We start from the raw sequence: 26,337 nt of genomic DNA, 5'->3' as shown, positions 1-26,337 counted from the left end.
CTCAGAACATCGTGTTGGTGTTGGCGGATGTCTCGGGCACGGGCGAAAGTACGTCCCAGTGCTCCATCACCTTGCAGCCTTCGACGCGGAAGATGTCGACCACGGCGAACCCGCGCTTGGCCGCAGCATCGCCCGTCTCGTTCCAGCCGTGGCTGTGCACCGCTACGATATTGCCGTCGGCAATAATGCGGTGGATCGTGGTCTTCTGCGTGGGGTTGTTCGCCACGAACGGTTCGAGGAAAGCAATCGCGGCGTCGCGGCCCGTTGCGGCATAAGGGTTGTGCTGGATATAGCCTGGATCGACCCACTTTTCGAACGCGGGCCGCACCTTCTTCTGGATGTAGAATTCATCCATGAACTCGCTGACGACCTGCTTGGGCGAAAGCTTGCACTTTTCGGCGTGAGCAGCGGTGGTAGTGAGCGCAAGGGCAATCGCTGCAGAAATCAGGCGCATCTGTGTCTCTCCCTTTAAAACATGCTGTTCGGGTTTACCGGCTTTTCCGGCACGTCCTGGATCACGTCCCAGTGTTCGACGATCATCCCGTTCGCGCAACGGAATATGTCGACCACGGCAAGGCCTGCGTCGCCCGGCCAGCGTTCGACATGGGTGTGGACGATCACGTGATCGCCATCGACGAAGCTGCGGTGGATGGTCTGACGGGCGTCCGGCGATTCGACTATCACGCGGTCAAGAAAGCCTTTGAGTGCAGCGACCGAGGGTTCGGCGAGCGAACTATGCTGCACGTATTCGGGCGCGATGTAACGATCAACCGCGCCGCTATCCATCGCGATGAGGACCTTGTTATACATCTCGATCACGAGGTCGTGAGTGGCCTGTTCTTCCACTGTGCGGGCCATTGTCGCTCTCCCCTTTATTTATAACAATTGGTAAGGTATGCCTTGGGTCAAGAAGGCCGTCAAAGCCTCATTTTCATGGATTGGGAGATATGATGACCCGCGCTGAGCTTTACGCCGTGCTCGACCGTTTCCTGGCCGCGCTGAACACGCGCGATCCCCATTCGCTCGATTGGGCACCGGCTGCGCATCACAGCGAAAACAATGTCATGCTTGAAATCGGGGACGGCGTGTGGGGCACGATCGACCGCTTGGGCGAGTATCAGCTGCGCTTCGCTGACGAGAAAACCGGACAGGTCGGCTACTTCGGCACGGTGATCGAGCCGATCGAGGAATCGGCGTTCACGCTGCGCCTTGGCGTGAATGCTGCAGGCCAGATTGCGGAATGCGAGATGCTGATTGTCCGCCAGTCCGACAGCGGGATCAAGTTCGAGAACTGCCGCTACTGGGACAAGCCGATCCTGCACCGCGAACCCGTTACGCCCGCCAGCCGCGACGAAATGGTGCGCCTTTCGGATGGCTACTTCGACACGCTCCAGCGCAATGACGGCACCATCCACACCAGGTTCCATCCCGACTGCAACCGCGTCGAGAATGGCGTGCAGACCACGCGCAATCCAGAATTTGCCAAGATCGTGCCCGTCTCCGCGCTCGGCTGCGAAGAGCAGTTCCGCATGGGCAACTACCGCTATGACGATGACCTGCGCGCACGGCGTTTTCCGCTGGTGGACGAAGAGCGCGGCCTCGTCCTCGCCTTCGGCTTCATCGATCATTCGGGCCGGTTGCGCGAATATCAGCTGACCGATGGCCGCACCGTAAAAAGTCCGGTCCTGCGCCCGCACAGCTTCTACATCGCGGAACTGTTCAAGATCGACGACGGCATGATCGAACAGATCGAGGCGAACTTCATCACCGTGCCCTACCGCATGCCCAGCCCATGGGATTCGCTGTGATGCGCAAGCTGCTTGCGTCCCTCTTTCTCGGGCTTGCCGCCTGCTCGCTTGGCGGCGCGACTGCGCTTCAACAGGGCGCGGGCAGCCAATGGACCAGCCCCGGCGGGGACGCTGGCAAGACGCATCACTCGCGGCTGACCGCAATCAACGCGGATAACGTTGGGCGGCTCGGCCTCGCCTGGGCGGTGGATCTCGCCACCACGCGCGGGCAGGAGGCAACGCCGGTCGTCATCGACGGCGTGCTCTACACATCGGGCACGGCGGGCCGCGCCTATGCTTTCGATGCCGCGACCGGCAAGGAGCTCTGGCGGTTCGAGCCTGACGTCGACATGCAGGTTAACCGCACGGTCTGCTGCGACATGGTCAATCGCGGTGTAGCCGTGGCGCACGGCAAGGTCTTTGTCGCCGCGCTCGACGGCTGGATGTACGCGCTTGATGCCAGGACCGGCACGGTCGTGTGGAAATCCGACTTCATCGAAGACCGCCGCAAGGGCGACAATTCCACCGGCGCGCCCGAAGTGGCGGGCGATGTTGTCGTCATCGGCATGGGCGGCGCGGAATACGATGTGCGCGGCTATGTCACCGCGCTCGATCTGGAAACCGGAAAGCTGCGCTGGCGCTGGCATGTGATCCCGCATGACCCCAAGCTTGGACCGCAGGAAACACCAGAACTCGAAGCCGCACTGAAAACGTGGGACCCGAACAGCCGCTGGGACATCGGCGGAGGCGGTTCCCCGTGGGATGCGATCAACTACGATCCCGAAACCGGGCTGGTGCTGGTAGGCACCGGCAATGGCGGGCCATACGCCACCTCGAAGCGGTCGCCATCGGGCGGCGACAACCTCTACCTCGCCAGCCTTGTCGCGCTCGATCCCAAGACGGGCCGGATGAAGTGGCACTATCAGGAAACGCCCGGCGACAACTGGGACTTCACTGCCGTCCAGCCGATGATCCTCACGCATATGGCGATCGATGGCGAGGACCGCCCGGTCATTCTCCACGCGCCCAAGAATGGCTATCTCTACATCCTCGACCGGCGCGATGGCAAACTGCTGCGCGCCAATCCAATCGTGCGGGTGAACTGGGCCAAGGGCATCGATCCGGGGACCGGGCGCCCGATCCTCGATCCAGAGGTCGCGGATTACACGACCGGGCCGAAGATCATCTTCCCCGGCACACCCGGCGCCCGCAACTGGCACCCGGCCAGTTACGATCCGGCTACCGGCCTCTACATTGGCGCCGTGCTCGACATGGGCAATCTGATGTTCATGTCGCCCGGCCAGAAGCCGGCCCGCGCGCGTGCGCTCAACAACGATGCGGTGCTGATCTTCACGCCCGATGTCGAAGCCGCCTTGCCGACGCTCCCGCCCGAAGTTGGCGATGCCGTCCGCAAGCTTCCGGCCTTTGCGGAAGCGAAGCGCAATCCTGCGACCACGCAGATCCGCGCGCTTGATCCGCTCACAGGCAAGACGGTCTGGGCAGTAGACACCGCCGGCTGGCAGGACCGCGCCGGGGTGCTGACGACGGCCAGTGGGCTGACCATCCATGGCAGCGTTACCGGCAAGCTGTTCGTGCGCGAGACGAAGACGGGCAAGCTGCTCAAGGAGATCGATACCGGAACTCCGATCATGGCGGCGCCTATGACCTATACCGTGCGCGGCGTGCAATATGTAGCGGTCATGGCAGGGTGGGGCGGGGGCGGCTATCCGTTCGTGCCGCGCTATTCCGCTGCCTACACGCGCGGCAACATGAACCGGCTTCTGGTGTTCAAGCTTGGCGGCGGCGCGGTGACGGTGCCGGACCTGCTGCCGCCGCTCGAAGTCGCGCCCGAAGCGCCTGCACAGGCCCCCGGCGTTACCGCAGCCACCATCGCGCGCGGGCAGGGCCTGTTCTTCGGCAATTGCGCGATCTGCCATGCCAACCAGCCACGCTCGATCACGCCAGATCTGCGCCGGATGCAGCCCGCAACGCATGAGGCTTTCAACCAGATCGTGCTTGAGGGCCTGCTTACGCCGAACGGCATGCCGCGCTGGGACGACATTCTTTCCGGCGAAGATGCCGACGCGATCCATGCCTACCTGATCGACCTGCAGGGCAAGACCCGGGCGGACGAGCAGGACAAACGCAAGGCCGGAAAGCCGCTCGACGGGCCAAGCCTGACCATTCTCTCGAATTACTGAGGCACTTCATGGACTTCTCCACGCTCGACAATCCCCGCCTCGAATTCGCATTTTCCTGCCGGTTGCAATTCACGCGGGTGCAGATGGTGCCTGATCTGCCTTCGGGCGGGATGCGCAGCGCGGTTTACGTCGACAGCGGCGAGTTCGAAGGACCGCGCCTGAAGGGCAGGGCTGTGCCCAATTCGGGCGGCGACTATGCTTTCTTCCGCCCGGATGACACTGCCGTGTTCGACGCGCGCTACATGCTCGAGGTTGACGATGGCACGCTGATCTACATGCAGAACAAAGGCTTCCTGTGGGGACGCGAGCCGGGCACGATGGACCGCTTGCGCAACTGGGCCTTTGCCGGCGGGGAGCCGGTTCCGCACGCGGAATACTACTTGCGCGCACAGCCCAGCTTCGAGACCAGCAGCGGCAAGCACGACTGGTTGACCCGGCACGTTTTCATCGGCGTGGGCGAGCGCAAGCCCGACGGCAATTACGTGAAGTATTACGCGCTGACGTGACAGTCTTGACCGCGTGGTTCAGGCGCGGCATAATGATAACAATTGTTAGAAATATAAACGGGAGAGTTTGACCGGTGAAGCTGCATCTGCCCCCGCGCGTCAGCCCGAAACAGTTCCAGTCCGCCATGACCGCCTTCGCGGGTGTCGTCGGCAAGGAATGGGTCATGGATACCGACGCCGACCGTGACGCCTATGCCGACACGTATGCCCCCGGTCCGACCGAAGAATGGCCGGCGTCCGCTGCGGTCGCGCCTGCCTCGGTCGAGGAAGTGCGCGCCGTCGTGCGCCTTGCCAACGAGCACAAAATCCCGCTCTGGCCGGTGTCGCGCGGCAAGAACCTTGGCTACGGCACCGCCGCACCGCGCATGGAAGGCTCCGTGGTCATGGACCTTGGGCGCATGAACAAGGTCCTCGAACTCGATCACAAGCTGGCCTATTGCGTGGTCGAGCCGGGCGTCGGGTTCTTCGATCTCCACGAACAGATCCAGCGCGAAAAGGCGCCTTTGTGGATGAGCGTGCCGGGCAATGCCTGGGGCTCGGTCCTCGGCAACGCGCTTGAGCATGGCATCGGCTATACCTCCTACGGCCTTCACGCACGCAACCTTTGCGGGATCGAGGCGGTGTTGCCGGATGGTGACCTGTTGCGCACCGGCATGGGCGCGATGAAGGACAACCCCGCCTGGCATCTTTTCCCGATGAGCTATGGCCCGACGTTCGATCTTGCGTTTTCGCAATCGAATCTCGGCATCGTGACCAAGGCCGGACTTTGGCTCCAGCCTGCGCCGGAAAGCTCGCTCGAACTGGTGTGGGATATCCCGCAGGTCGACGACATTGCCTGGGTGATCGATACGATTGCGCCGCTCAAGATTTCCGGGCTGATCGACCAGAACGTGTTCATCCCGAGCTGGTTGGGCAAGATGGTGCTCAAGGGCCAGCGCCGCGATTTCTGGGACAAGCCGTCGGCTATACCGGAATGGCGGGTGAACGAGTTGCTCAAGCAGTACAAGCTTGGCTACTGGCAGGTTGCGCTGCGCCTCTATGGCGAGGAAAGCGTGGTCAAGGCCAAGGCCGAAGTGGTCAAGGCGGCGATGAAGCGGCATCTCGATGCAGCGCCTGCCGAGAACTGGTGGCACCCCGGCGACTACATCCACGGCGTGGACACCACGATGGGCATTCCGTCGGCAGTGCCGCTGCAGATGTCCGACTGGATCGGCGGGCGCGGGGCGCACATGGGCTTTTCGCCGGTCGTTCCCGCCACGGGCAAGCACGTGCTTGAGCAGATGGCACGCAGCCGCAAGATCATCGCCGATTTCGACGTGGACTTCTACGCCAGCTTCACCATCGGCGGGCGCTTTGCCAATAACGTCAACATGCTGATGTATGACCGCGACGATGACGCGCAGGTCAAGAAGATGCGCTTGCTGTTCGATGCCCTGATCAAGGACACGGCCAAGGCAGGCTACGCGGAATATCGCACGCACCTTGGCTGGATGGACCCGGTGATGGACACCTTCGATTTCAACGACAACGCGCTGCGCCGCTTTGGCGAGAAGGTGAAGGACGCGCTCGATCCCAACGGGATCATCGCGCCGGGCAAGCAAGGCATCTGGCCCGCAGCCTACAAGGCCGCGCGCGGAGGGAAAAAGGCATGAAGCGCGCACTCGTGATCGCCGCCGCGGCACTGGCAGCAGCCACCGCCGCCGTCGCCCAGGCTCCCGGTGGGGTCATGGCAGGTCCGCCTCCCGGTCCGCCTCCGCCGTATCAGATGCGTCCGGTAGCGCCTGCCGGTGATCGCCTCAAGCCGGGCGGTGATGGCAAGGTGCTGTTCGAGGTCCATTGCGGCTATTGCCACCTGGCCGGGGGCATGGGCACTAACCTGCTGACCAAACAGCAGATGATGGCGGGCAATCCGCCGGAAAAGGGCCTGCTTGCCAACCGCGATGACCTGACTGCCGATTACGTCAAGACTGTCGTCCGAATGGGCAAGGGCGCGATGCCGCAACAGACCAAGGTCGATGTGACCGACGCGGAATTGGACGCTGTCGCCAAGTATCTCGGGAAGGCCGGTTGATGCGGGTTTCGAGGCGCGGAGTGCTCAAGGGCGGTGCACTGGCCGGATCGACGCTCGCAATGCCCGCGCTGGCGATGGAGGCGCAGCGGCTGCCGCTGGTGATCTTCGACAGCCGCATTGCCGAATCCGTCGCGTTTGCTGCGACGCAGGCGGGCTTGCGCCGTCTTGATCTCGCGGACGGCACAGAAGCTACATGGCGCGCTCTCGGCAATCCGCAACGCGTGACCGGGCTTACGCGATGGAGCGACTGGACCGCCGTGCGAGGCGCTCTGGAGGAGCAGGGACTGCGCCTCTTGGAAGAAGTACGCGCGGCTGCCCCGCTCTCCGGTCGGACGCATCTTTTCCGCTGGACAATGGCTGCACGGTAATCCGCCGCAGCTTTGCCTGACCCGAGGGGCACGTTTCCAGATGGGAACGTGCCCCTTTTTCCATGTCTAAGCGTTCCACATGGTGAAACACGCTTTGCGCGCGCGGTGCGCAATCACATCTAGTGCTGCAAGCACGCAATGACAGAATCTCAGGCATGTGGGCTTGACCCGCGCTCCCGCTGATTTAGTATGTAACACTAACAAATTCCGGCGCGACCGGAATCGGGAGAGAGGCAAACGGACGCATGGACGAAGTTACGCTCTATCATTGGGAACCCAACGCCAATTCAGGCAAGCCGATGCTTGCGCTGATGGAGAAGGGTGTGCCCTTTGTCAGCCGCTACACCGACATGCTGCAGTTCGATCAGCACAAGCCCGAATACCTTGCGATCAACCCGCAGGGCACCATCCCGGCGATGACCCATAATGGCCGCGTGCTCACGGAAAGCACCGCGATCATGGAATACGTGAACGAGCAGTTCGACGGGCCGGACCTGATGCCAGGCGATCCGCAGGACAGCTGGCGCGTGCGCTGGTGGATGAAGTTCATGGATCAGTGGCTCGGGCCCAGCTTCTCGATGATCGGGTGGAGCGTGTTCGTCGGCCCGATGGTGCGTCAACGCGATCCTGATGAACTGGCCGCCGCGATTGACCGCATCCCGATGCCCGAACGCCGTGTGGCATGGCGCAAGGCGATCAATGGCGATTTTTCGGCCGCCGAGATGGCCGAAAGCCGCCGCCGTGTCGGCCTCGGCATTGCCAAGCTGGAAGAGGAGCTGGGCAAACGGCCCTATGTCGGGTCGAACCAGTACACGCTGGCTGACATCAATATCTTCAACAGCACCTACTCGCTGCCGATGTCGCAGCCCGATCTTGCGGGCAAGGACAAGACCCCGAACATCATGCGCTGGTTGAAGCGTGTCTATACGCGCGAGGCGGTCAGGAAGACGTGGGCAATGGGCAAGACGGACCTTGCCAGCCGCTACGGACTGATCATGGCGGAGATCGAAGAATGAGTGCGATCCTATATCACGGGCAGCCCAATGGCGCCTCGCTCACCGTTCTGGCCGCGCTCGAGGAATCGGGACTGGTGCTGGAGTGCCGCCCGATCGATCTGCTCGCAGGAGAACGGCATTCGCTGCCTGGCGTAACCGAAGCCATCGCGCTCGACCTTGGCGTCGAGGGTGAAGGCCCGGTGCTGGTGATTGACGGTGAGGCGATGACTGAATCCGTTTTTCTTGCGCAGTATTTCGACGAAGCAGCAGGCGGCGCGGGCCTTCAACCAAGCGATGCCTATGCGCATTGGGAAATGATGATGTGGTGCCGCCAGATCACGGAGCGCCTGTCGCCCGCAGCGGCGTTACTCGGCAATCTTGCCAGTTCGCAGGTCGCCATCTCTGCCATCCCGGCAGATGCCTTCGCTGACCTGACCACGCGCATCGTTTCGGACGACTTGCGCGAGCGCTGGCAGGCGCTGCACGATGACACCATCGACGCGGCGCAAGTCGCTGACAGCGAAGCAAAGGTTTCGGCCACCATCGAACGCTGCGAGACGAAGCTTGCCGATGGACGGGACTGGCTGATGGGGACGTTTTCCATCGCCGATCTGGTAACCTTCTCTTGGCTCGCGGGCATGCGTCTGCTGCGCGCCGACTTTTTTGCCGAGGCAGGGCGTACCGCTGCATGGCTGGACCGCGTTGCCGCGCGGCCGTCCGTGGCAGCGGCGCTTGCTCGCGCCACCGTTTCCGAACCGCTCCGTGCCTGGGTGCCGGGGCCAGAAATCAACCGTTGGGGATAATACATGCGCGCCATCGACTATTTTGACCGCGGCCACGACCGGGACCCGCAGCGCCTGGCCATCGTCGATACGGCGACAGGCCTGAAGCTGACGTTTGCCGAGACCAAGGCTCTGTCAGAACGGATTGCGGCAGCATTCCAGAAGAACGGTTTCGAAAATCAGGAACTGCTTGGTCTCTATGGTCCCAATGACGGCATGTTGCTCGTCGTTCTGCTCGCGATGTGGCGCGCCAACGGCAAATGGATCCCGGTAAACACGCGCAATGCGATTGACGCCAACGCCGCCTATATCAACTACGTGCGCCTGAAGTGGATGGTCTACCATTCTTCCAAGGCTGACGAAGTGGCGCAGCTCAAGGCGCTGTGCCCAACACTTCAGCACTTCGTCTGCCTTGACAAGCGCATGGGCGACGACCCGAGCCTTGAGGAGTTCATGGCTGGGGTGACCGAAGTCGATTTCGCTGAACCTGAAGTCGATGCTTTCGGCAACCTGATGGATATGGTCGGCATCTTCCCTACCGGCGGCACCACCGGCCCGTCGAAGGGCGCTAATGTCACCAATCTCGGCTGGGGCACGATGATCGAAACCGCTGCCGACGGCATGGGTGGGCGCACCGACAATCCCGTTGCATTGGTGTCCGCGCCGATCACGCATGCGGCTGGTCCGATCGCGCTTTCGACGTTGAGCCTTGGCGCGACGCAAGTGATCCTGCCCGGCTTTGACGCCGAGGACGTGTTGCGGACGATCGACGAATACAAGGTCACCCACATGTATCTGCCGCCGACGGCGATGTACCAGCTCTTGGCATCGCCCGAGATCGGCAATCACGATTATTCGTCGCTCAAGATATTCATTCTCGTCGGTTCGCCCTGCAGCCCTGAAAAACTGCGCCAGGCGGTTGAAATCTTCGGCCCGGCGATGTGTCAGTCGTATGGGCAGGTCGAATGCCCGATGATCGTGGCGTGGTTCCCGCCCGAGGACGTCGCACGCTTTGCGAAGGAAGCTCCGGAGAAGCTGGCGTCGTGCGGCAAGCCGACCCGGTCGATCAAGGTTGCGCTGCTGGATGATGACGGCAATCAGGTGCCATTGGGCGAGGCTGGCGAAATCTGCGTGCGCGGTCCACTGGTGACTCATTCCTACTTCGAAAAGCCCGAGGAAACCGCCGAAATCCGCCAATTTGGCTGGCATCATACCGGTGACGTTGGCAAGCTCGACAAGGATGGTTACCTCTATATCGTCGACCGCAAGAAGGACATGGTCGTTTCGGGTGGTTTCAACGTCTTCACGGCTGAAGTCGAAGCTGCTGTCACGGAACTGGCCCAGGTTCGTGAAGCTTGCGTGTTTGGCATCCCGCACGAGAAGTGGGGTGAACAAGTTCACGCCGTGGTCGTGGCCGATGGAATCACCGGGCCCGAGATCATCGCGCACACCAAGGATCGCCTCGGCAGCGTGAAGGCACCCAAATCAGTTGAATTTGTAGACTCGATTCCGCGGACCGCAGCGGGCAAGATGGACAAGAAGGCGCTTCGCACCAAATACTGGGGCGATGCACAAAGAATGGTCAACTGATCCGGCGAACCGGACGGTGGTGAGAGGGTTTAAAGATATGCGGTTGAAATTGGTGCCGTTGTTCGTCGCACTGCTGCCACTGGCGGCGTGCAACATCAAAAGTGACAGCGGCACGGAGGTTGTCGCTGCTTCGTCCGGCGTCACTGACGCGCTCATCACCCAGGCACCTGAGGGTGAATGGCTGAGCTATGGTCGTGACTATGGCGAGCAGCGCTTCTCGCCGCTGACTCAGGTCAACGATACCAACGCCGGGCAACTTGGCCTTGCGTGGTTCCACGATCTGGAAACCGCGCGTGGCCAGGAAGCGACGCCGCTGATGCATGACGGCACGCTCTATGTTTCCACCGCCTGGTCGATGGTCAAGGCGTTCGACGCAAAGACCGGGGCACTCAAGTGGTCCTACGATCCGGAAGTCCCACGTGAAACCCTGGTCCGCGCCTGCTGCGATGCGGTCAACCGCGGCGTCGCACTGTACGGTGACAGTGTTTTCGTCGGCACGCTCGATGGCCGTCTTGTCGCGCTCGACCAGAAGACCGGCAAGGTCCAGTGGTCCAAGGTCGTAGTGCCCAACCAGCAGGACTATACCATCACCGGTGCGCCGCGTGTGGTGAAGGGCAAGGTGCTGCTCGGCAGTGGCGGTTCGGAATACAAGGCGCGCGGATACCTTGCCGCCTATGACGTGAAGACCGGCAACGAAGTGTGGAAGTTCCACACCGTCCCCGGCAATCCGGCCGATGGCTTTGAAAACAAGGCCATGGAAAACGCCGCCAAGACCTGGACGGGCAAGTGGTGGGAACTGGGCGGTGGTGGCACCGTCTGGGATTCGATCACGTATGATCCGGTCACCAACCTCGTCCTGTTCGGTACCGGCAATGCCGAGCCGTGGAACCCGGCCCCGACGGCACGCGAAGGCGACACGCTCTATACGTCGTCGATTGTCGCGGTGAACGCGGATACCGGCGAATATGCCTGGCACTACCAGGAAACGCCCGAAGACCGCTGGGACTTCGATTCCAATGCGCAGATCACGCTGGCGGATCTGACCATCGACGGTCAGCTGCGCCACGTCGCGCTTCACGCCCCGAAGAACGGCCACGTCTACATCCTCGATGCCAAGACCGGCCAGTTCCTTTCGGCAACGGCATTCACCGCGGTCAACTGGGCAACCGCGATGGACCCGAAAACCGGCCGTCCCACGGTCAATCCCGAAGCCCGCTACGAGAAGACCGGCAAGCCGTTCATCTCGGTTCCGGGCGCTGCCGGCGCCCACTCGTGGCAAGCACAGAGCTTCAGCCCCAAGACGGGCCTCCTGTATATTCCGGTCAATCAGGCGGGCTATCCATATCTCGCGGCAAAGGACTGGAAGGCAACTGACATCGGCTTCCAGACCGGTCTGGACGGCTTCCAGCTTTCGATGCCTGCTGACAAGAACGCGCGCGAGGGTGCACTGAAAGCCACTACCGGTGCCCTGATTGCGTGGGATCCTGTGGCCAAGAAGGAAGCGTGGCGCGTCAGCCAGATCAGCCCGTGGAATGGCGGCATTCTGTCGACCGCAGGCAATGTCGTGTTCCAGGGCAACGCCGAAGGCAACTTCGCGGCCTATACTGCCGACAAGGGCAAGCAACTCTGGTCCTTCCCGGTCCAGTCGGGCGTGATTGCGCCACCGATGACATATGCGATCGGCGGTGAACAATACGTCGCGGTTCTGGTCGGCTGGGGCGGCGTCTGGGACGTTGCAACCGGCGTGCTTGCCCACAAGGCGAAGAAGCAGCGCAACATCAGCCGACTCGTCGTGTTCAAGCTCGGTGGCAAGACCAAGCTGCCCGACGCTCCTGCCATGGTGAAGATGGTGCTCGATCCTCCGCCGCTCACCGGCACGCCGCAGCAGGTTGCCGCAGGCGGCGAACTCTATGGCCGCTACTGCAACGTCTGCCACGGTGATGCGGCGGTCGCAGGCGGCGTGAACCCCGATTTGCGCCATTCGGCTGCGCTCAACGCCCCTGAAGCAATCCGTTCGGTGGTGATCGATGGCGCGCTCCAGCACAACGGGATGGTCTCGTTCAAGTCAGCGCTGAAGCCTGAGGACGCCGACAATATCCGCCACTACCTGATCAAGCGCGCCAACGAAGACAAGGCACTGGAAGCGCGCTGAAAGATTGCTATATCATAGAGCAATCATAACCGAGTGGAGAGAGTGATGACGCATCTTTATCCGAACCTGATCAACGGGGAGCTGGTCACGACCGAGGCCTCGCTCGATGTCGTCAATCCGGCGAACGAGCAGGTCATCGGCCGCGTTCCTGCGTGCGGCGCAGCCGAACTCGACCGCGCCGTTGCGGCAGCGCGCGCTGCCTTCAAGACCTGGTCGAAGACGCCGGTCGATGATCGCCGGGCTGTCATTCGCGCCATGGCCGCCGCCATCGACGCGAATTTCGATGAACTCTACCGCCTGCTCACCAGCGAACAGGGCAAGCCTCACCATCAGGCGCAGCATGAAATCGGGGCCAGCTCGGGCATCATGAGCGCGCAGTCTACGCTGACCCTTGAAGAGACGATCAACGAGGACAACGAAACTCGCCTCAGCCGCACGCGCCGCGTGCCGGTGGGCGTGGTTGCGGGCATCGTGCCGTGGAACTTTCCGGTGCTCATGGCCGTCCAGAAGATTGCGCCTGCGATCCTCTCGGGTTGCACTATCGTGCTCAAGCCCTCGCCGTTCACCCCGCTGACCACGCTGAAGTTCGCCGAACTGATCAAGGACATCGTGCCAGCAGGCGTCGTCAACATCATTACCGGCGAAGATTCGCTCGGCCCGTTGATGACCTCGCACCCGGACATCGACAAGATCACGTTCACCGGTTCGACGGCGACCGGCAAGCGGATCATGGAAGGCGCGTCTAAGGACCTCAAGCGCATCACGCTCGAACTCGGCGGCAACGATGCTTCCATCGTCCTGCCCGATGCCGATGTGGCGAAAGTGGCCGAGCAGCTGTTCTGGTCGAGCTTCACCAACGCAGGCCAGATCTGTGTTGCGGCCAAGCGCGTCTATATCCACGAGGATATCTACGACGAGATGAGCGCGGCGATTGCCGACTACGCCAGGACCGTAACGGTGGGTGACGGCGCCAATCAGGGCACCGGCGTCGGTCCGATCCAGAACAAGAAGCAGTTCGAACGCGTCTGCGAGTTGATCGAGGACGCCAAGGCCAACGGCTACAAGTTCCTCGTTGGCGGTGACGTCGATCCTTCGGGGTCTGGCTATTATGTGCCGATCACGATCCTCGACAATCCGCCGGAGGATGCGCGCATCGTCGCGGAGGAGCAGTTTGGCCCGGTCATGCCGCTGATGAAGTTCTCGAGCGACGACGAGGTCATCGCCCGTGCCAACAACTCGGACTACGGCCTCGCTGGCGCAGTCTGGACCAAGGATACGGACCGTGGCGTGGCGATTGCCGAACAGCTCGAAACCGGCACGGTGTGGATCAACGAATTCCTTCACCTGTCGCCCTTCGCGCCCTTCGGCGGCCACAAGCAGTCGGGTTTCGGCGCCGAATATGGCGTCGAGGGCCTGAAGGAGTTCACCTACAGCCAGGTTATCACGATCAAGCGCGACGCTCTGGTCTGACGTCTTACGACCCTCTCTCCTTCCGGGGAGAGGGTTGGGAGAAGGGGAGTGCGGACGCCACCCCACTCAATTCCGGCTACGGGCTTGCAGCCCAACCTTTCGTGCCTCTCCTTGAATGGGAGAGTGATATAAGGAACGTACTACGTGCCCATCGACCTTTCCAAGATCAAGGCGATCGACGTCCACGTCCACGCCGAGGTATCGTGCCACGATCCCGAAGATCCGGTGATGGGCAAGTATTTCGACGCCGCCAGCGCTTACTTCAAAGCGCCGCGTGAACGGCCCAAGATGCCGGAAATCATCGAGATCTACCGCGAACAGCAGATTGCCTTCTGCATGTTCACTGTCGATTGCGAGAGCGGGATTGGCGCCAAGCGGGTCTCCAACTACGAAGTCGCAGAAATCGCCAACAAGAACGACGACATCTGCATTCCGTTCGCCTCGATCGATCCGCACAAGGGCAAAATGGGCGCGCGTGAAGCCCGCGACCTGATCGAAAATCATGGCGTGAAGGGCTTCAAGTTCCACCACATCATGCAGAACATCGCGCCCGCTTCGCAGATCGGCTACGCGATCTATGAAGTGATCAACGAATACAAGCTGCCGGCGATCTTCCACACCGGCCATTCGGGCATGGGCACCGGCATGCGCGGCGGTGGCGGAGTCCGCCTGAAATACGGCCAGCCGATGCTGGTTGACGATGTCGCGGTCGATTTCCCCGATATGAAGATCATCCTTGCGCACCCATCGTGGCCGTGGATCGATGAAAGCCTGTCGATGGCGCTGCACAAGGACAACGTGTTCATCGACCTGTCGGGCTGGTCGCCGAAGTATTTTGCGCCGCAGATCATCCAGTATGCCAACACGCAGCTCCGCAAGAAGATGCTGTTTGGTTCCGATTTCCCGCTGATCCACCCGCAGAAATGGCTCGATGCCGCTCGGCAGGTCGGCTTCAAGGAAGAAGTCCTGCCTGGCATAATGAAGGACAATGCTGTGCGCGTGCTCGGGCTGGCCTGAGCAGGGTCATGTCCGACCCGGTCGACATCCGTGCCTGGCAGCGGCTTGATGCGGATGTGACCACGTCGGGCCGGATCGAGGACAGGGACGTGGCGCGGCTTGCTGCAGTGGGCGTCGTTCACGTCATCAACCTTGCACTCGAAACCCATCCTGAAGCGCTGGCGGACGAGGGGGCGAAGCTGCACCATCACGGCATCGCCTACACGCACATCCCGGTTCCGTTCGATGCGCCTGGCGAAGAGCATTTCGCAGCCTTTCGTGACGCTCTCGAGCGAGGGCCAAAGCCGGTCCACGTTCACTGCATCATGAACTGGCGCGTCTCGGCATTTCTGTACCGGCTCAATCGAGATCATCGCGGCATGCCCGAAGCGCAGGCCCGCGCGATCATGGAGCGCCAGTGGTCGCCCGATGGCAGCGATCGGCCAGAGGCACAGGTCTGGGCGAAATTCATCGCGGGGAGCGACACATGACCGACCTTACCGGCAAGCACATCGTCATCACCGGTGCCTCCACCGGGATCGGCCGCGCCAGTGCCTCGCACTTTGTCGCGGCAGGCGCCAATGTCACACTGATTGCCCGGCGCGCTGACCTGCTTGAACAGGCCGCAGCAGAGCTTGGTGGCAGGACCGCATGGGCCGCCGCCGACGTTGCCGACAAAGCGCAGCTCTGCGCCGCGCTGGACAAGGCGGTGGCAGCAAACGGGCCGATTGACGGCCTGTTCCTCAACGCAGGCATCGGCGGGTTGTTTGCCCCGATCGAGGACTATACCGACGAGGCGTTCGACGCAGTCATGGGCGTAAACGTCAAAGGCGTGTTCTGGGCGATCCAGCATGTTCTGCCAGCGATGAAACAGCGCCGCAGCGGCGCGATCCTCGTCACCGGCAGCCTTGCCAGCGAACGCGGACTGCCGATGAACGCAGCCTATGTCGCCAGCAAGCACGCAGTCCTCGGACTTTCGCGCGCCGTCGCCAACGAGGCTGCGGAATTCGGTGTGCGCTGCAATTGCGTGCTGCCGGGCCTGATCGAGACGCCGATGCTCGATGGCTTACCGCCCGAAGCTGCGGTGCAGATGGCCAAGGCCGTGCCGCAGGGGCGCACCGGCACCTCGGACGAACTCGCGCAAGTCGCCGCCTTCCTGCTTTCGGACGCAGCAAGCCACGTCACCGCCCAAGCCTTGGCGGTCGATGGCGGCATGCTGGGAACCATGCGGGTCTGACAGAACACAGAGAATTGGAGAGACTGATGGCCCTGAAATATTACCACGCCGAACCGCTGGCGAACTCGCTCAAATCAATGGCCCCGCTCAAGGAAAAGGGCCTCGATTATGAGAGCATCTACGTCGATCTGCACAAGTTCGAGCAGCATTCCGCATGGTTCACCGCGATCAATCCCGAAGGCCAGGTGCCGGTGCTCGACCATGACGGGCAGATCATCACGCACACCACAGTGATCAACGAATATCTCGAAGACGCCTTTCCGGATGCCCAACCCGCCGACGCGCCCCTGCGCCCGCGCGACCCGGTCGGTGCGGCACGGATGCGCTACTGGAACAAGTTCATCGACGAGCACGTGATGAACCACGTTTCCATGCACGGTTGGCATCGCATGGTCGGCGTGATCGCCCGCAACATCGAGAATGGCGATTTCGACAAGCTGCTCGCCAGCATTCCCTTGCCCGATCAGCGCAAGAAGTGGGCCACTGCGCGCTCGGGCTTTTCGCAGGCCGATCTCGACAATGCGACGACCAAGATCGAATACGCGGTCGACAAGGTCGAGAAGCAACTGGCCGAAACACGATGGATCGCGGGAGACACCTATACGCTGGCCGACATCAACTTCTATTCCCACTGCGGCATGATGGTTGAACGCATGTTCCCCGAAATGGAGATCGCCCGCCGCGCGCCGCGCCTGATCGAATGGCGCGACCGCGTGACCGCGCGTCCGGCCATGGCTGAAGCGCTCAAGTCAGAAGACCGCACCGCGCCAGGCCTTCGCACTTGGTCAGGCCACGTGCGCTGATGGCAGGTTTCGTCCTTGTTCATGGATCTTGGCACGGGGGTTGGTGCTTCGATCCGGTTGCGGAATTGCTGCGCGCACGCGGGCATACCGTGGTCGCGCCAACGCTGCCCGGCATGGGCGGAACGCCAGACGAAATTGCTGCAGTCTCGCTCGAGGGTTGGGGCGATTTTGCTGCGCAGCATTGCCGTGAGCTCAAGCACCAATTGGGCGGCGCGCCGGTCGTGCTCGCGGGTCATTCGCGCGGCGGGCTGGTGGTCTCTACCGCTGCCGAGCATGATCCGTTGGCGATGGATGCGCTGGTCTATATCTGCGCGATGATGCTGCCTTCGGGCATGAGCCGCGCCGAGTTCAAGAAACTGGAAGGTCCCAATCCTGCGTTCGACGGGATCATCAGCAAGGTCCACGGCGGCTTGGCCACGGTGATCGACGCGGCCAATGCTGCACCGGTTTTCGCCCAGGCCTCGCCGCCCGATCTGGTGGCCGCCGTGCTGCCGCGCCTGCTGGCCGAACCGCACGCACCGCGTTCGCAGAAGCTGCACCTGACGCAGGAACGGTACGGCAGTCTCCCGCGCACTTATGTCGAATGCACACTGGATCGGACAATCCCGATTGACAGCCAGCGCACGATGCAAAATCATTCGCCGGGCGCGACCATCGTCACGCTGGAGGCTGATCACAGCCCTTATCTGTCGAAGCCGGTAGAACTGGCGGATGCACTGGAAGCGGCGATTCCAGCGTGAGGAAAAGCGCTTAACCAAGCCCGTTCGTGTCGAGCGAAGTCGAGGCACTGCGCACGGTGTCTCGACTTCGCTCGACACGAACGGGGAGTAATGGCGCGCCGTCAATCCGCGAAGAAGTTCAGTTCCAGCAGCACGTTGTTCGGGTCTGCGGTAAATATCTGACGCAGGCCGATTACCTCGACCGTGTTAGTCTGGAAATCCAGTCCTAACGCCGTGATCCTTTGTAGCACTTCATCATAGCCGCTGCAGTTCAGCGCAACATGATGGATCGCGCCGGTGAGGGAACCGGGCTGAACGTCGCGCTCATAGGCGCGCGGGCAATCCACCGCGTTGATATGGATGATCGCGCGCCCAGCGCCGTCGAACATCCATTGCGCGTTCTGCGGGGTGAGCGGGGCGGGGCCGTCGCGCCGCTCAAGCCCCAGCAGGGTCTTGTAGAACTCCGCCGTTTCATCCAGCCGGGCGGTGATGATATTGACGTGGTCCAGTGCGTTGACGTTCATGGGCAACTCTCCATCGCCAAAGTGCGGCGGCAGAAGCACGATGCTCCTGCCGCGCATTCATCTCAGCTCTTGAAAACGACAGTTTTGGTGCCGTTGACCAGCGCGCGATCCTCAAGATGCAGGCGGACCGCTTCTGCCAGCACGCGGCGCTCCACATCGCGGCCCTTGCGCACCAGATCCTCGGGCGTGTCGGCGTGGGTCACGGTCTCGACGTCCTGATGAATGATCGGGCCTTCATCGAGGTCGGTCGTCACGTAATGCCCGGTCGCGCCGATCATCTTCACGCCGCGCGCGTGCGCCTGGTGATAGGGTTTGGCGCCCTTGAAGCTCGGCAGGAACGAGTGATGGATGTTGATGCAGCGGCCCGAGAGGAACGATGCCAGATCGTCAGACAGGATCTGCATGTAGCGCGCCAGCACCACCAGTTCGGCGCCCGTTTCGGTGACGATGCGCTTAACTTCGGCCTCTTGCTGGGGCTTGGTGTCCTTGGTGATCGGCAGGTGGTAATAGGGCATGTCGCCGATCAGCGAGATGTTGAGCGCTTCCTTGGGATGGTTGCCAAGGATGGCCACGATGTCCATCGGCAGTTCGCCGATTCGCGTGCGGTAGAGCAGATCGCCAAGGCAATGGTCGAACTTGCTGACCATCAGGATGACCTTGCGGTTCACCGAGGTGTCACGGATGTTCCATTCCATTGCGTACTGCTGCGCCACTGGCGCGAACGATTCCCGGAATGCTTCGACCGACGAATCACCCGGGTTGAAAACGACGCGCATGAAGAAGCGGCCGCTCTGCGGATCGTCAAATTGCTGCGCTTCCTGAATGTTGCCGCCAGCCTCGAACAGGTTGCCGGTAACGCGGGCGACGATGCCCGGCTTGTCCTCGCATGACAGCGTCAGAATCAACGATGCGCTCATACACACTCTCCCTTGGCGTGCGCCTCATAGGACGCAACATTTAGCATTGCGAATCTCGTGTGAACTTGTATGTGTTGCATACAAATTTATCAACCAACCATTTTCAGTCGGGAGAGTTAGGTATGGTAGCGAAGAACCTCGAAGAGGTGATCAATCAGAATGGCAACGTGGTCGACATGCTGCGCAACTCGCAGCTTGGCGCCTATGTCTATCCGGTAGTCGCCCCGGAATTTTCGAACTGGCGCAGCGAACAGTGGGCCTGGCAGCACAGCGCCGTCCTGTTCGACCAGTCGCACCACATGGTGAACCTGTACATTCGCGGCAAGGATGCGGCCAAGCTGCTGTCCGATACGATGATCAACAGCTCGAAGGGCTGGGCGGTCAACAAGGCCAAGCAGTACGTTCCCACCACGCCATATGGCCATGTCATCGGTGACGGCATCATCTTCTGGGAAGAAGAAGAATCGTTCACCTACGTCGGCCGCGCGCCTGCATCGAACTGGCTGCGCTATCACGCTGCCACCGGCGGCTACGATTGCGAGATCGAGCTGGATGACCGTTCGCCGATGCGTCCGATGGGCAAGCCCGTCACCCGCAAGGAATGGCGCTTCCAGATCCAGGGTCCGAACGCATGGGCCGTGATCGAAAAGCTGCATGGCGGTCCGCTCGAGCAGCTCAAGTTCTTCAACATGTCGACGATGAACATCGCCGGCAAGACCGTGAAGACCCTGCGCCACGGTATGTCGGGCGCTCCGGGCCTTGAAATCTGGGGTCCTTACGCCGAGCAGGAAGAAATCCGCGCTGCCATCGTCGAAGCTGGCAAGGAATTCGGCCTGATCCAGTGCGGCAGCCGCGCCTATCCGTCGAACACGCTCGAATCCGGCTGGATCCCTTCGCCGCTGCCCGCCATCTACACTGGCGAAAAGCTCAAGGGCTTCCGCGAATGGCTGGCTGCTGACAGCTATGAAGCCAGCGGTTCGATCGGCGGCTCGTTCGTCTCGGACAACATCGAGGACTACTACCTCAATCCGTGGGAACTGGGTTACGGCAACTTCGTCAAGTTCGACCATGATTTCCATGGCCGTGAAGCGCTTGAAGCCCTGAACCCTGCCGAGCAGCGCAAGAAGGTGACGCTGGCATGGAATCCCGAGGACATGGCCAAGATCATGGCTTCGATGTTCAATCCGGACGGTGAAGCTTACAAGTTCTTCGACGTTCCGCTCGCGAACTATGCCTCGTCGAACTACGACCGCGTCGTCGATGCTGCCGGCAAGACTGTCGGCCTGTCGATGTTCACCGGCTTCTCCTACAACGAAAAGCAGGCTCTCAGCCTCGCCACGATCGACCCTGAAATCCCGTTCGGCACCGAGCTGCATGTGGTGTGGGGTGAAGAGAATGGTGGCACGCGCAAGACCACGGTCGAACCGCACAAGCAGCTGAACGTCCGCGCGATCGTTTCGCCGGTGCCATACAGCCGCGTTGCGCGTGAAGCCTATGCCGAAGGCTGGCGCACCGCTCGCTAAGCAGAGCTGAAACAAGACCCCGCCCGGATCGCCACAACGGCGGCCGGGCGGGCTGTCTCCCTATCAAGAGGATCCCGAAAATGGCCACACCCATTATTCACCCGAACTGGGACAAGGAACCCGCCGGGATCACTGACGGTTTTTCGCTGGAGATGACCGCGAAGGACGAGGCTTCGCTGCGCGATGCCGCTCCGCTCATTCCGGCTGAAACGCCAGTCGCTGTTACCTTTCTTCCCGGCGAAGACGTTGCCGCCCGCGTTGCCGCCACGGTCGCTGTGCGCGAGCTCGGCTTTGAGCCGATGCCTCATTTCTCCGCCCGCCGGATCACCTCGGAAGACGATTTCGAAGGCTATCTCAAGGCCGTGGTCGAAAAGGCCGGGGTTTCGCGCTGCTTCATCGTTGCGGGCGATCCGCCCGAGCCGGTCGGCCCCTATTTCGACACGTCGGCGCTGATCGCTACCGGTGCGTTCGAACGCAGCGGCATCAAGGCCATCGGCATTGGCGGACACCCGGAAGGGCATCCGAACATGACCGAGGCCGAATGCTGGGCGGTCCTCGAAAGCAAGGTTGCCGAGATCGAGAAGCGCGGCATGGCACCGCTGATCGTTACCCAGTTCGGCTTCGACCCCGACGCGTTTCTGGCATGGCTCAAGGAACTGCGCGCGCGTGGCATCGACGCCCCCGTGCGCATCGGCGTACCGGGTCCCGCCGGGATCAAGCGCCTGCTCGCCTTCGCCGCGCGCTGCGGCGTGGGAGCGTCCACCTCTGTGCTGAAGAAGTACGGCATCTCGGTCACGAACCTGCTCGGCAGTGCAGGGCCGGACAAGTTGGTCGATGCTTTTGCCAAGGGTCTCGGGCCGGAACATGGCCGCGTGCGCCTGCACTTCTATCCGTTCGGCGGGCTGACCAAGACGCTCGAATGGTTGCACGCCTACAACAAGAAGCATGGCATCGGCGGGTGACCGATTTTGTCCTCGTCCACGGCGCGTGGGGCGGTAGCTGGGCCTTTGATCGCCTCGCTTCCGATCTGCGCGCAGCCGGACATCGCGTGCTCGTCGCCAACCTGACCGGGCTTGGGCAGCGCAAGGCCGAGTTCCACCCCGGCATCACACTCACCACGCATATTGACGATGTCTGCGGCCAGATCGCAGAAGCGGGCTTCGGCCGCTTCGTCCTCGCCGGTCACTCATGGGGCGGCATGGTCATAACCGGCCTCGCCACACGGCTGGGTGGGCGGATCGACACCATCGTCTATGTCGATGCTTTCCTGCCGCAGAATGGTCAGTCGCTATGGGACCTGACCGGCGAGTGGGAGCATAATCACTACATCGGCAGCCAGAAGCACAGCCCCGGCGCGGTGGCCCCCCTACCCGGCCTCGAAAGCCCGGTTCTGTCGGCGCACCCCCTGCTAACACTGGTAGAAGCCGTGGGCTACACCGGCGAAGAAGCGAAGATCCCGCGCCGCGTCTACATCTTTGCCAATGGCTGGCAGCCTACACCCTTTGCGAAGTTCCGTGACGCCGTGCAGGACGATGCCGCATGGGAATACCACGAAGCCCAAGCCAGCCACGACGTCATGCGTGATCAGCCCGAGCAACTGCTGCAGATACTGCTCGGCTGCGCCTAAGCTTGCTGCGCCAGACTCTGCATCCGCTTCAGATAACGCGCCAGCACGTCGATCTCTAGATTGACCTTGCTGCCCGGCGTCAGAGTGCCCAGCGTGGTGACCTGCGCGGTGTGCGGGATGATGTTCAGCGCAAAATGGCATGAACCGTCGGGCTGGTCGGCCACTTCGTTCACGGTCAGCGACACGCCGTTCACCGTGATCGAGCCCTTGGCCGCAAGATAAGGCGCAAGGTCCTTCGGCGCCGAAATGCCGAACTTCAGCGATGCGCCTTCGGGGCAAATGCCGACGACTTCGCCCACGCCGTCCACGTGCCCCGTCACGATGTGCCCGCCGAGCTCATCACCCAGCTTGAGCGCAGGTTCAAGGTTGAGGGGCGCGCCCACTGTCCACTGTTCGCCCGCGGTGCAGCTGACCGTCTCGCCCGAAACGTCCACAGCGAACCAGCCTTCACCAGCCACGCCGCCCTTATCGACCACGGTCAGGCAAACGCCCGAGCACGCGATCGAGGCGCCGATGGCGATCTTCGCCGGGTCCATCGCGCAGGAAATCGTGACGCGGCGATCGCCCTTGTCCTCGATTGCAAGAATATTGCCGACTTCGGTGACGATCCCGGTGAACATTGAAATCTCCTTTAGCGGAGGCGTTCGTAGACGTCGGCTGCGTCGCTGCCAAGCGTCCGCCTGTCCACATTGCGCCAGCGCCCGTGCGCCTCGCCCAGCGACCCCAGCCCGATGTCGCCCACGCCGGGCAAGCCATTGCCGATCACGATGGGCGCGCGGTAGATCAGCAGGCGGTCGACCATATCGGCGGCCAGAAAGCTGCCGGCCGCCTCTGCGCCGCCTTCGACGAACAGATACTGTGCTTCCCCGAAAGCGCCGGGAGCGGTGATGTCGCTTACCGCAGTCCAACCATCCGGCGCGGGGGCGCGCGTAAGCACCATGCGCTGCGGGCTGCGCGCCTCAAGACCCGGCAGCCGCACATCGAGCCGCGGTGAATCGGTGCGCAGCGTACCGCCGCCGACAAGGATTGCGTCAGCCCGGGCACGCTCGGCATGGCAATGCGCGCGCGCTTCCGGTCCGGTGATCCACTGGCTCGATCGGTCTGCCAGCGCGATCTTGCCATCGAGCGACATTGCCAGCTTCAGGGTCACATGCGGGCGCCGATGCTCCGCCCGCATCAGATAGCCTTCGAGCGATGTGCGGGTGGCAGCAGAGGGCAGAAGTTCGGCAGCAATCCCTGCCTCGCGCAAGGCGGCAATACCGTTGCCTGCTGTGCGAGGGTCCGGATCTTCCACGCCGATAACCACGCGTGACAGCCCGCTACCCAGCACCAGCGAGGTGCACGACGGTCCGCGTGCGCTGGCGTGGGCGCAGGGCTCCAGTGTCACATAAAGCGTCGCTCCACGGGCGCGTTCACCCGCCATGGCCAGCGCCTGCGCCTCGGCATGAGGCCTCCCGCCAGCCTGCGTCCAGCCGCGTCCGACGACCACGCCCTGCTTGACGATAACCGCGCCGACCGCCGGATTGGGACGGCTGAGCGGACGGCCCCGCGCTGCCAGCGCAGCGGCGGCATCAAGCCAGCGCAGGTCGTCCGCCCGGCTCATTGCGGCTGGGCCGGGTCCGCTTTCTGTTCGCGGTCGAACACCGGATTATCGATCAGATGCTTGTCGAGGATCGCCTTGCGTTCCGCATCGATCCTGCGCTGTTCGGCTTCACGCTCGGCCTTGCCTTCCTCGTAGGCCTTGTTCGTATCGACGCCGGTGGCATTGCCAACGGCCTTGTACATCTGCCGCACGCGCTCCTGCCCGGCTTCGTACTCGGCTTCCTCGGCTTTGGCCTTTGCAGTCGCCACCCGGTTCTCGGCCAGAATTTCAGAGTCGCTGCGGCCTTCGAGAAAGCTCGGGAAGTAGATGACCTTGGGAGGGCGGGGCAGGCCGCGCCCGCCCTGGTTGCTCATCACGAAGAAGATGCCGCCGGTCACCAGTGCGGCGAGCACCAGTGCGATGGCGCGGTATTCGCTGGGCGCGCCAAGCACTTGCCACAGATCGGCCACCGCCCTGCGCGGGGAGACGTTACGGAAAAAGGCTTTCATGCGCGCATAGATAGGGCGTGCATGACGCTTGCGCCAGAGAGTGCGTTTCAGCCATCACCCGAACGGCGCGTAAAGCGTGCGCCCATAGCGCTTGAGCCAGCGATTAGCGACGTTCACTTCGCTTTCGAACAGCGTGTCCAGATGCGCATGGAACGCCGGACTGTGATCGAAGTGGGTCATATGCGCCACTTCATGCGCCACGACTGACCGCCGCACGAAATCGGGCGCCATGATCAGCCGCCAGTTCATGCGGATCGATCCGTCCGATGCGCAACTGCCCCAGCGACGCTGCGCCCTTGAGAGAGTGAGGCGGGGCAGGTCATGTCCGGCGCGCGCGCAGTAATGCGCAAGGTCGCCGTCCATCAGGGCCAGTGCTTCGGTTTCCAGCCAGCGCTGCAGGCGGCGGCTGAGTGATTCGCGGGGGCCTCCGATCAGAAGCTGGCCTTGCGCCACCACAGGCTTGCGCCGCGCCGCCTCATTCCACACGATCAACAGCGCCTCGCCGCGCAGATTCAGCGTTGCCCCCGGTGCAATCGTTCTCGGCTCGGGCAGATTGGCCAATTGCCCCGCCAGCCAGTCCGCCCTGTCGCGCGCAAAGGCTTCGGCATCGCCAACGCGGCCCCAGGCTGGAATCGAAACCCGCGCCTCGCTGCCATCAGGCGCGAGCCGCAAGGTCATCCGCCGCGCGCGGGACAGCTTCCGGATCACCAGCGGCAATTCGCGCTCGCCCACGATGACCGTGCGGGGTGCGATCTTGCGCGGTGCCTTCACGTCCCTGTTCCGTGGATCGGCGCGGCGCAGCCAATCAAGCATCGAACAGGTCGTCCCCATCCGAATCGGGCGCGTCGAAGTGCGAGGACGGCACGATATGCTCCTCCAGCGGCCCGGCCATTGTCTCGCTGATCGCCTTGCCGATCACCGATTGCCCGGCGGCGTGGACGCTCGCCCGGTCGCCCGAGATCAGGTAATGCCAATCGGGCAGCGGCTCGCCATCAGCGCGCAGCCGGTAGGCACAGGTGTCGGGCAACCAAGGCAATTCGCGCGCCAGCTTCGGCGTCAGCCGCAGGCAATCGGGCACATAGGCGCGGCGGTGCTTGTAATCACTGCATTGCCCGGTCCGCAGGTCGAGCAACCGGCAGGCGACGTTGGTGTGATAGACATCGCCCGTCGCGTCGTCTTCCAGCTTGTGCAGGCAGCACTTGCCACAGCCGTCGCACAGCGCTTCCCACTGTTCGCGGTTCAGCGTCTCGACCGGACGTTCCCAGAAGCGGTCGGCGCTCAATGCACCCACTTCGCCAGATCGTCGGCCACGGCCTGCGCGTTCTGCTCGGCAGGCAGCAGGGCAATCGGCTCGCCATTCGGTCCCATCAGGTAGGCAGCGCGGCTGTGGTCCATCAGATAGTCCTTGGGCGATCCGCCGTCGCGCTTCTGATGGAACACTGCCCATTGCTTGGCCACGGCATCGATCTGCGCTGGCGTGCCTGAAAGCCCCATCACCGAAGGCCCGAAATTGGCGGCATACTTGCCGACCACTTCGGGCGTGTCCCGCTCGGGATCGATGGTGATGAAGATCGTCTGGATCTTGGCCGCCGCCTCGCCGTGGGCCTTGCCGAACAGGCGCAGCCCTTGCGCGATGTTCTGCAGGTCAACCGGGCATACGTCCGGGCAGAAAGTATAGCCGAAGTAGATGATCCGGTACTTGCCGGCAAAATCGGCGTAGCGCACCGCACTGCCGTCCTTGCCTGTCAAGGTGAAGTCACCGCCGATCGCGGCGCCTTCGAGCGGCGGGCTTTCGGACGGGGCACCGCAGGCGGCAAGCGCCAAAGTGCAGCTTGCAAGCGCAGCCGCAAGGAGGGATCGCAGGGCGGTGGATCTGAATTTCTGGGCCATGGCGCGGCGGTTCATGCTCTGCTAACCGTGCCCTTGCAAGAGGCGAGTCCTGACTTTGGCCGAAATGCCGGGGGGCCAAAAGGCTACG

Annotated in this window: 29 protein-coding genes; 19 read left to right on the top strand and 10 right to left on the bottom strand. The window is 62.5% G+C overall.

Annotated features, from left to right (window positions below; all coding sequences use genetic code 11):
* Position 1: 1 nt before the first annotated feature.
* Both RM192_RS14185 and RM192_RS14180 read right to left on the bottom strand, forming a co-directional pair.
* The gene (locus RM192_RS14185) at positions 2-454 is read right to left on the bottom strand and encodes a nuclear transport factor 2 family protein (RefSeq protein ID WP_311508207.1); all 453 of its coding nucleotides are present in this window, start codon (positions 452-454) and stop codon (positions 2-4) included.
* A gap of 14 nt (positions 455-468) precedes the next feature.
* A complete protein-coding gene (locus RM192_RS14180; RefSeq protein ID WP_311508206.1) occupies positions 469-858 on the bottom strand; it encodes a nuclear transport factor 2 family protein in 390 nt (129 codons plus the stop codon).
* A gap of 92 nt (positions 859-950) precedes the next feature.
* On the opposite strand from RM192_RS14180, the gene RM192_RS14175 reads away from it, so the two are divergent.
* From RM192_RS14175 to RM192_RS14100, 16 genes are all read left to right on the top strand, one after another.
* Positions 951-1,808 carry a hypothetical protein gene (locus RM192_RS14175; protein WP_311508205.1) on the top strand — a complete coding sequence of 286 codons (858 nt, stop codon included), beginning with the start codon at positions 951-953 and terminating at the stop codon, positions 1,806-1,808.
* Positions 1,808-3,988 (top strand): PQQ-dependent dehydrogenase, methanol/ethanol family, encoded by a 2,181-nt coding sequence (locus RM192_RS14170; RefSeq protein WP_311508204.1) that lies wholly within the window; start codon positions 1,808-1,810, stop codon positions 3,986-3,988. Before RM192_RS14175 ends, RM192_RS14170 begins: the two co-directional genes overlap by 1 nt.
* Before the next feature lie 8 nt (positions 3,989-3,996).
* Positions 3,997-4,494, top strand: coding sequence for a DUF3237 domain-containing protein (locus tag RM192_RS14165; protein WP_311508203.1), 498 nt, complete (start codon positions 3,997-3,999; stop codon positions 4,492-4,494).
* A gap of 74 nt (positions 4,495-4,568) precedes the next feature.
* Positions 4,569-6,146, top strand: a complete 1,578-nt coding sequence (locus tag RM192_RS14160) for an FAD-binding oxidoreductase (protein WP_311508202.1) — start codon at positions 4,569-4,571, stop codon at positions 6,144-6,146.
* Positions 6,143-6,565 (top strand): cytochrome c, encoded by a 423-nt coding sequence (locus tag RM192_RS14155; protein ID WP_311508201.1) that lies wholly within the window; start codon positions 6,143-6,145, stop codon positions 6,563-6,565. The genes RM192_RS14160 and RM192_RS14155 overlap by 4 nt, the downstream gene beginning before the upstream one ends.
* Entirely contained in the window at positions 6,565-6,933 is a 369-nt protein-coding gene (locus RM192_RS14150; RefSeq protein WP_311508200.1) for a hypothetical protein, read from the top strand. The genes RM192_RS14155 and RM192_RS14150 overlap by 1 nt, the downstream gene beginning before the upstream one ends.
* Positions 6,934-7,178: 245 nt before the next feature.
* Positions 7,179-7,949 (top strand): glutathione S-transferase family protein, encoded by a 771-nt coding sequence (locus tag RM192_RS14145; protein WP_311508199.1) that lies wholly within the window; start codon positions 7,179-7,181, stop codon positions 7,947-7,949.
* Positions 7,946-8,731 carry a glutathione binding-like protein gene (locus tag RM192_RS14140; RefSeq protein WP_311508198.1) on the top strand — a complete coding sequence of 262 codons (786 nt, stop codon included), beginning with the start codon at positions 7,946-7,948 and terminating at the stop codon, positions 8,729-8,731. The genes RM192_RS14145 and RM192_RS14140 overlap by 4 nt, the downstream gene beginning before the upstream one ends.
* A 3-nt stretch (positions 8,732-8,734) precedes the next feature.
* The gene (locus RM192_RS14135; RefSeq protein ID WP_311508197.1) at positions 8,735-10,300 is read left to right on the top strand and encodes an AMP-binding protein; all 1,566 of its coding nucleotides are present in this window, start codon (positions 8,735-8,737) and stop codon (positions 10,298-10,300) included.
* 37 nt (positions 10,301-10,337) lie between these two features.
* Entirely contained in the window at positions 10,338-12,452 is a 2,115-nt protein-coding gene (locus RM192_RS14130; RefSeq protein ID WP_311508196.1) for a PQQ-dependent dehydrogenase, methanol/ethanol family, read from the top strand.
* A 45-nt stretch (positions 12,453-12,497) separates the two neighbouring features.
* Positions 12,498-13,922, top strand: a complete 1,425-nt coding sequence (locus RM192_RS14125) for an aldehyde dehydrogenase family protein (RefSeq protein WP_311508195.1) — start codon at positions 12,498-12,500, stop codon at positions 13,920-13,922.
* A gap of 144 nt (positions 13,923-14,066) precedes the next feature.
* Complete coding sequence (locus tag RM192_RS14120) at positions 14,067-14,939, top strand: amidohydrolase family protein (protein ID WP_311508194.1); 873 nt, start codon at positions 14,067-14,069, stop codon at positions 14,937-14,939.
* 8 nt (positions 14,940-14,947) lie between these two features.
* Positions 14,948-15,409, top strand: coding sequence for a protein tyrosine phosphatase family protein (locus RM192_RS14115; RefSeq protein ID WP_311508193.1), 462 nt, complete (start codon positions 14,948-14,950; stop codon positions 15,407-15,409).
* Entirely contained in the window at positions 15,406-16,155 is a 750-nt protein-coding gene (locus RM192_RS14110) for an SDR family NAD(P)-dependent oxidoreductase (protein ID WP_311508192.1), read from the top strand. Before RM192_RS14115 ends, RM192_RS14110 begins: the two co-directional genes overlap by 4 nt.
* A 26-nt stretch (positions 16,156-16,181) precedes the next feature.
* The gene (locus RM192_RS14105; protein ID WP_311508191.1) at positions 16,182-16,958 is read left to right on the top strand and encodes a glutathione S-transferase family protein; all 777 of its coding nucleotides are present in this window, start codon (positions 16,182-16,184) and stop codon (positions 16,956-16,958) included.
* The gene (locus tag RM192_RS14100; protein ID WP_311508190.1) at positions 16,958-17,698 is read left to right on the top strand and encodes an alpha/beta fold hydrolase; all 741 of its coding nucleotides are present in this window, start codon (positions 16,958-16,960) and stop codon (positions 17,696-17,698) included. The genes RM192_RS14105 and RM192_RS14100 overlap by 1 nt, the downstream gene beginning before the upstream one ends.
* Positions 17,699-17,799: 101 nt before the next feature.
* On the opposite strand, the gene RM192_RS14095 is transcribed toward RM192_RS14100, so the two are convergent.
* Positions 17,800-18,201, bottom strand: a complete 402-nt coding sequence (locus RM192_RS14095) for a VOC family protein (RefSeq protein WP_311508189.1) — start codon at positions 18,199-18,201, stop codon at positions 17,800-17,802.
* Between the two features lie 62 nt (positions 18,202-18,263).
* Positions 18,264-19,118 (bottom strand): formyltetrahydrofolate deformylase, encoded by an 855-nt coding sequence (gene purU / locus RM192_RS14090; protein WP_311508188.1) that lies wholly within the window; start codon positions 19,116-19,118, stop codon positions 18,264-18,266.
* A 122-nt stretch (positions 19,119-19,240) separates the two neighbouring features.
* Between purU and RM192_RS14085 the strand changes: the two genes are divergently transcribed.
* The 3 genes from RM192_RS14085 (at position 19,241) to RM192_RS14075 (ending at position 22,268) form a co-directional block, all read left to right on the top strand.
* Complete coding sequence (locus RM192_RS14085; protein WP_311508187.1) at positions 19,241-20,641, top strand: aminomethyl transferase family protein; 1,401 nt, start codon at positions 19,241-19,243, stop codon at positions 20,639-20,641.
* Positions 20,642-20,721: 80 nt separating this feature from the next.
* On the top strand, positions 20,722-21,603 hold the full coding sequence (locus RM192_RS14080; protein WP_311508186.1) for a methylenetetrahydrofolate reductase: 882 nt from the start codon (positions 20,722-20,724) through the stop codon (positions 21,601-21,603).
* Positions 21,600-22,268: an alpha/beta hydrolase gene (locus RM192_RS14075; protein WP_311508185.1), complete on the top strand. Its 669-nt coding sequence runs from the start codon at positions 21,600-21,602 to the stop codon at positions 22,266-22,268. Before RM192_RS14080 ends, RM192_RS14075 begins: the two co-directional genes overlap by 4 nt.
* On the opposite strand, the gene RM192_RS14070 is transcribed toward RM192_RS14075, so the two are convergent.
* From RM192_RS14070 to RM192_RS14045, 6 genes are read right to left on the bottom strand one after another with little or no spacing between them, the layout of a single operon-like run.
* A complete protein-coding gene (locus tag RM192_RS14070; RefSeq protein WP_311508184.1) occupies positions 22,265-22,888 on the bottom strand; it encodes a riboflavin synthase in 624 nt (207 codons plus the stop codon). The two genes, RM192_RS14075 and RM192_RS14070, sit on opposite strands and share 4 nt — an antisense overlap.
* 11 nt (positions 22,889-22,899) lie before the next feature.
* Entirely contained in the window at positions 22,900-23,871 is a 972-nt protein-coding gene (ribD, locus tag RM192_RS14065) for a bifunctional diaminohydroxyphosphoribosylaminopyrimidine deaminase/5-amino-6-(5-phosphoribosylamino)uracil reductase RibD (protein ID WP_311508183.1), read from the bottom strand.
* On the bottom strand, positions 23,868-24,359 hold the full coding sequence (locus tag RM192_RS14060) for a hypothetical protein (protein ID WP_311508182.1): 492 nt from the start codon (positions 24,357-24,359) through the stop codon (positions 23,868-23,870). Before RM192_RS14060 ends, ribD begins: the two co-directional genes overlap by 4 nt.
* A 54-nt stretch (positions 24,360-24,413) precedes the next feature.
* Positions 24,414-25,172, bottom strand: coding sequence for a YgjP-like metallopeptidase domain-containing protein (locus RM192_RS14055; RefSeq protein ID WP_311508181.1), 759 nt, complete (start codon positions 25,170-25,172; stop codon positions 24,414-24,416).
* Positions 25,165-25,650 carry a YcgN family cysteine cluster protein gene (locus RM192_RS14050; RefSeq protein ID WP_311508180.1) on the bottom strand — a complete coding sequence of 162 codons (486 nt, stop codon included), beginning with the start codon at positions 25,648-25,650 and terminating at the stop codon, positions 25,165-25,167. The genes RM192_RS14055 and RM192_RS14050 overlap by 8 nt, the downstream gene beginning before the upstream one ends.
* Positions 25,638-26,264, bottom strand: a complete 627-nt coding sequence (locus RM192_RS14045; protein WP_311508179.1) for an SCO family protein — start codon at positions 26,262-26,264, stop codon at positions 25,638-25,640. Before RM192_RS14045 ends, RM192_RS14050 begins: the two co-directional genes overlap by 13 nt.
* Positions 26,265-26,337 lie beyond the last annotated feature (73 nt).

The organism is Novosphingobium sp. MMS21-SN21R, assembly GCF_031846015.1.
GTDB lineage: Bacteria > Pseudomonadota > Alphaproteobacteria > Sphingomonadales > Sphingomonadaceae > Novosphingobium.
This window is presented reverse-complemented; position numbering and strand designations above follow the sequence as displayed.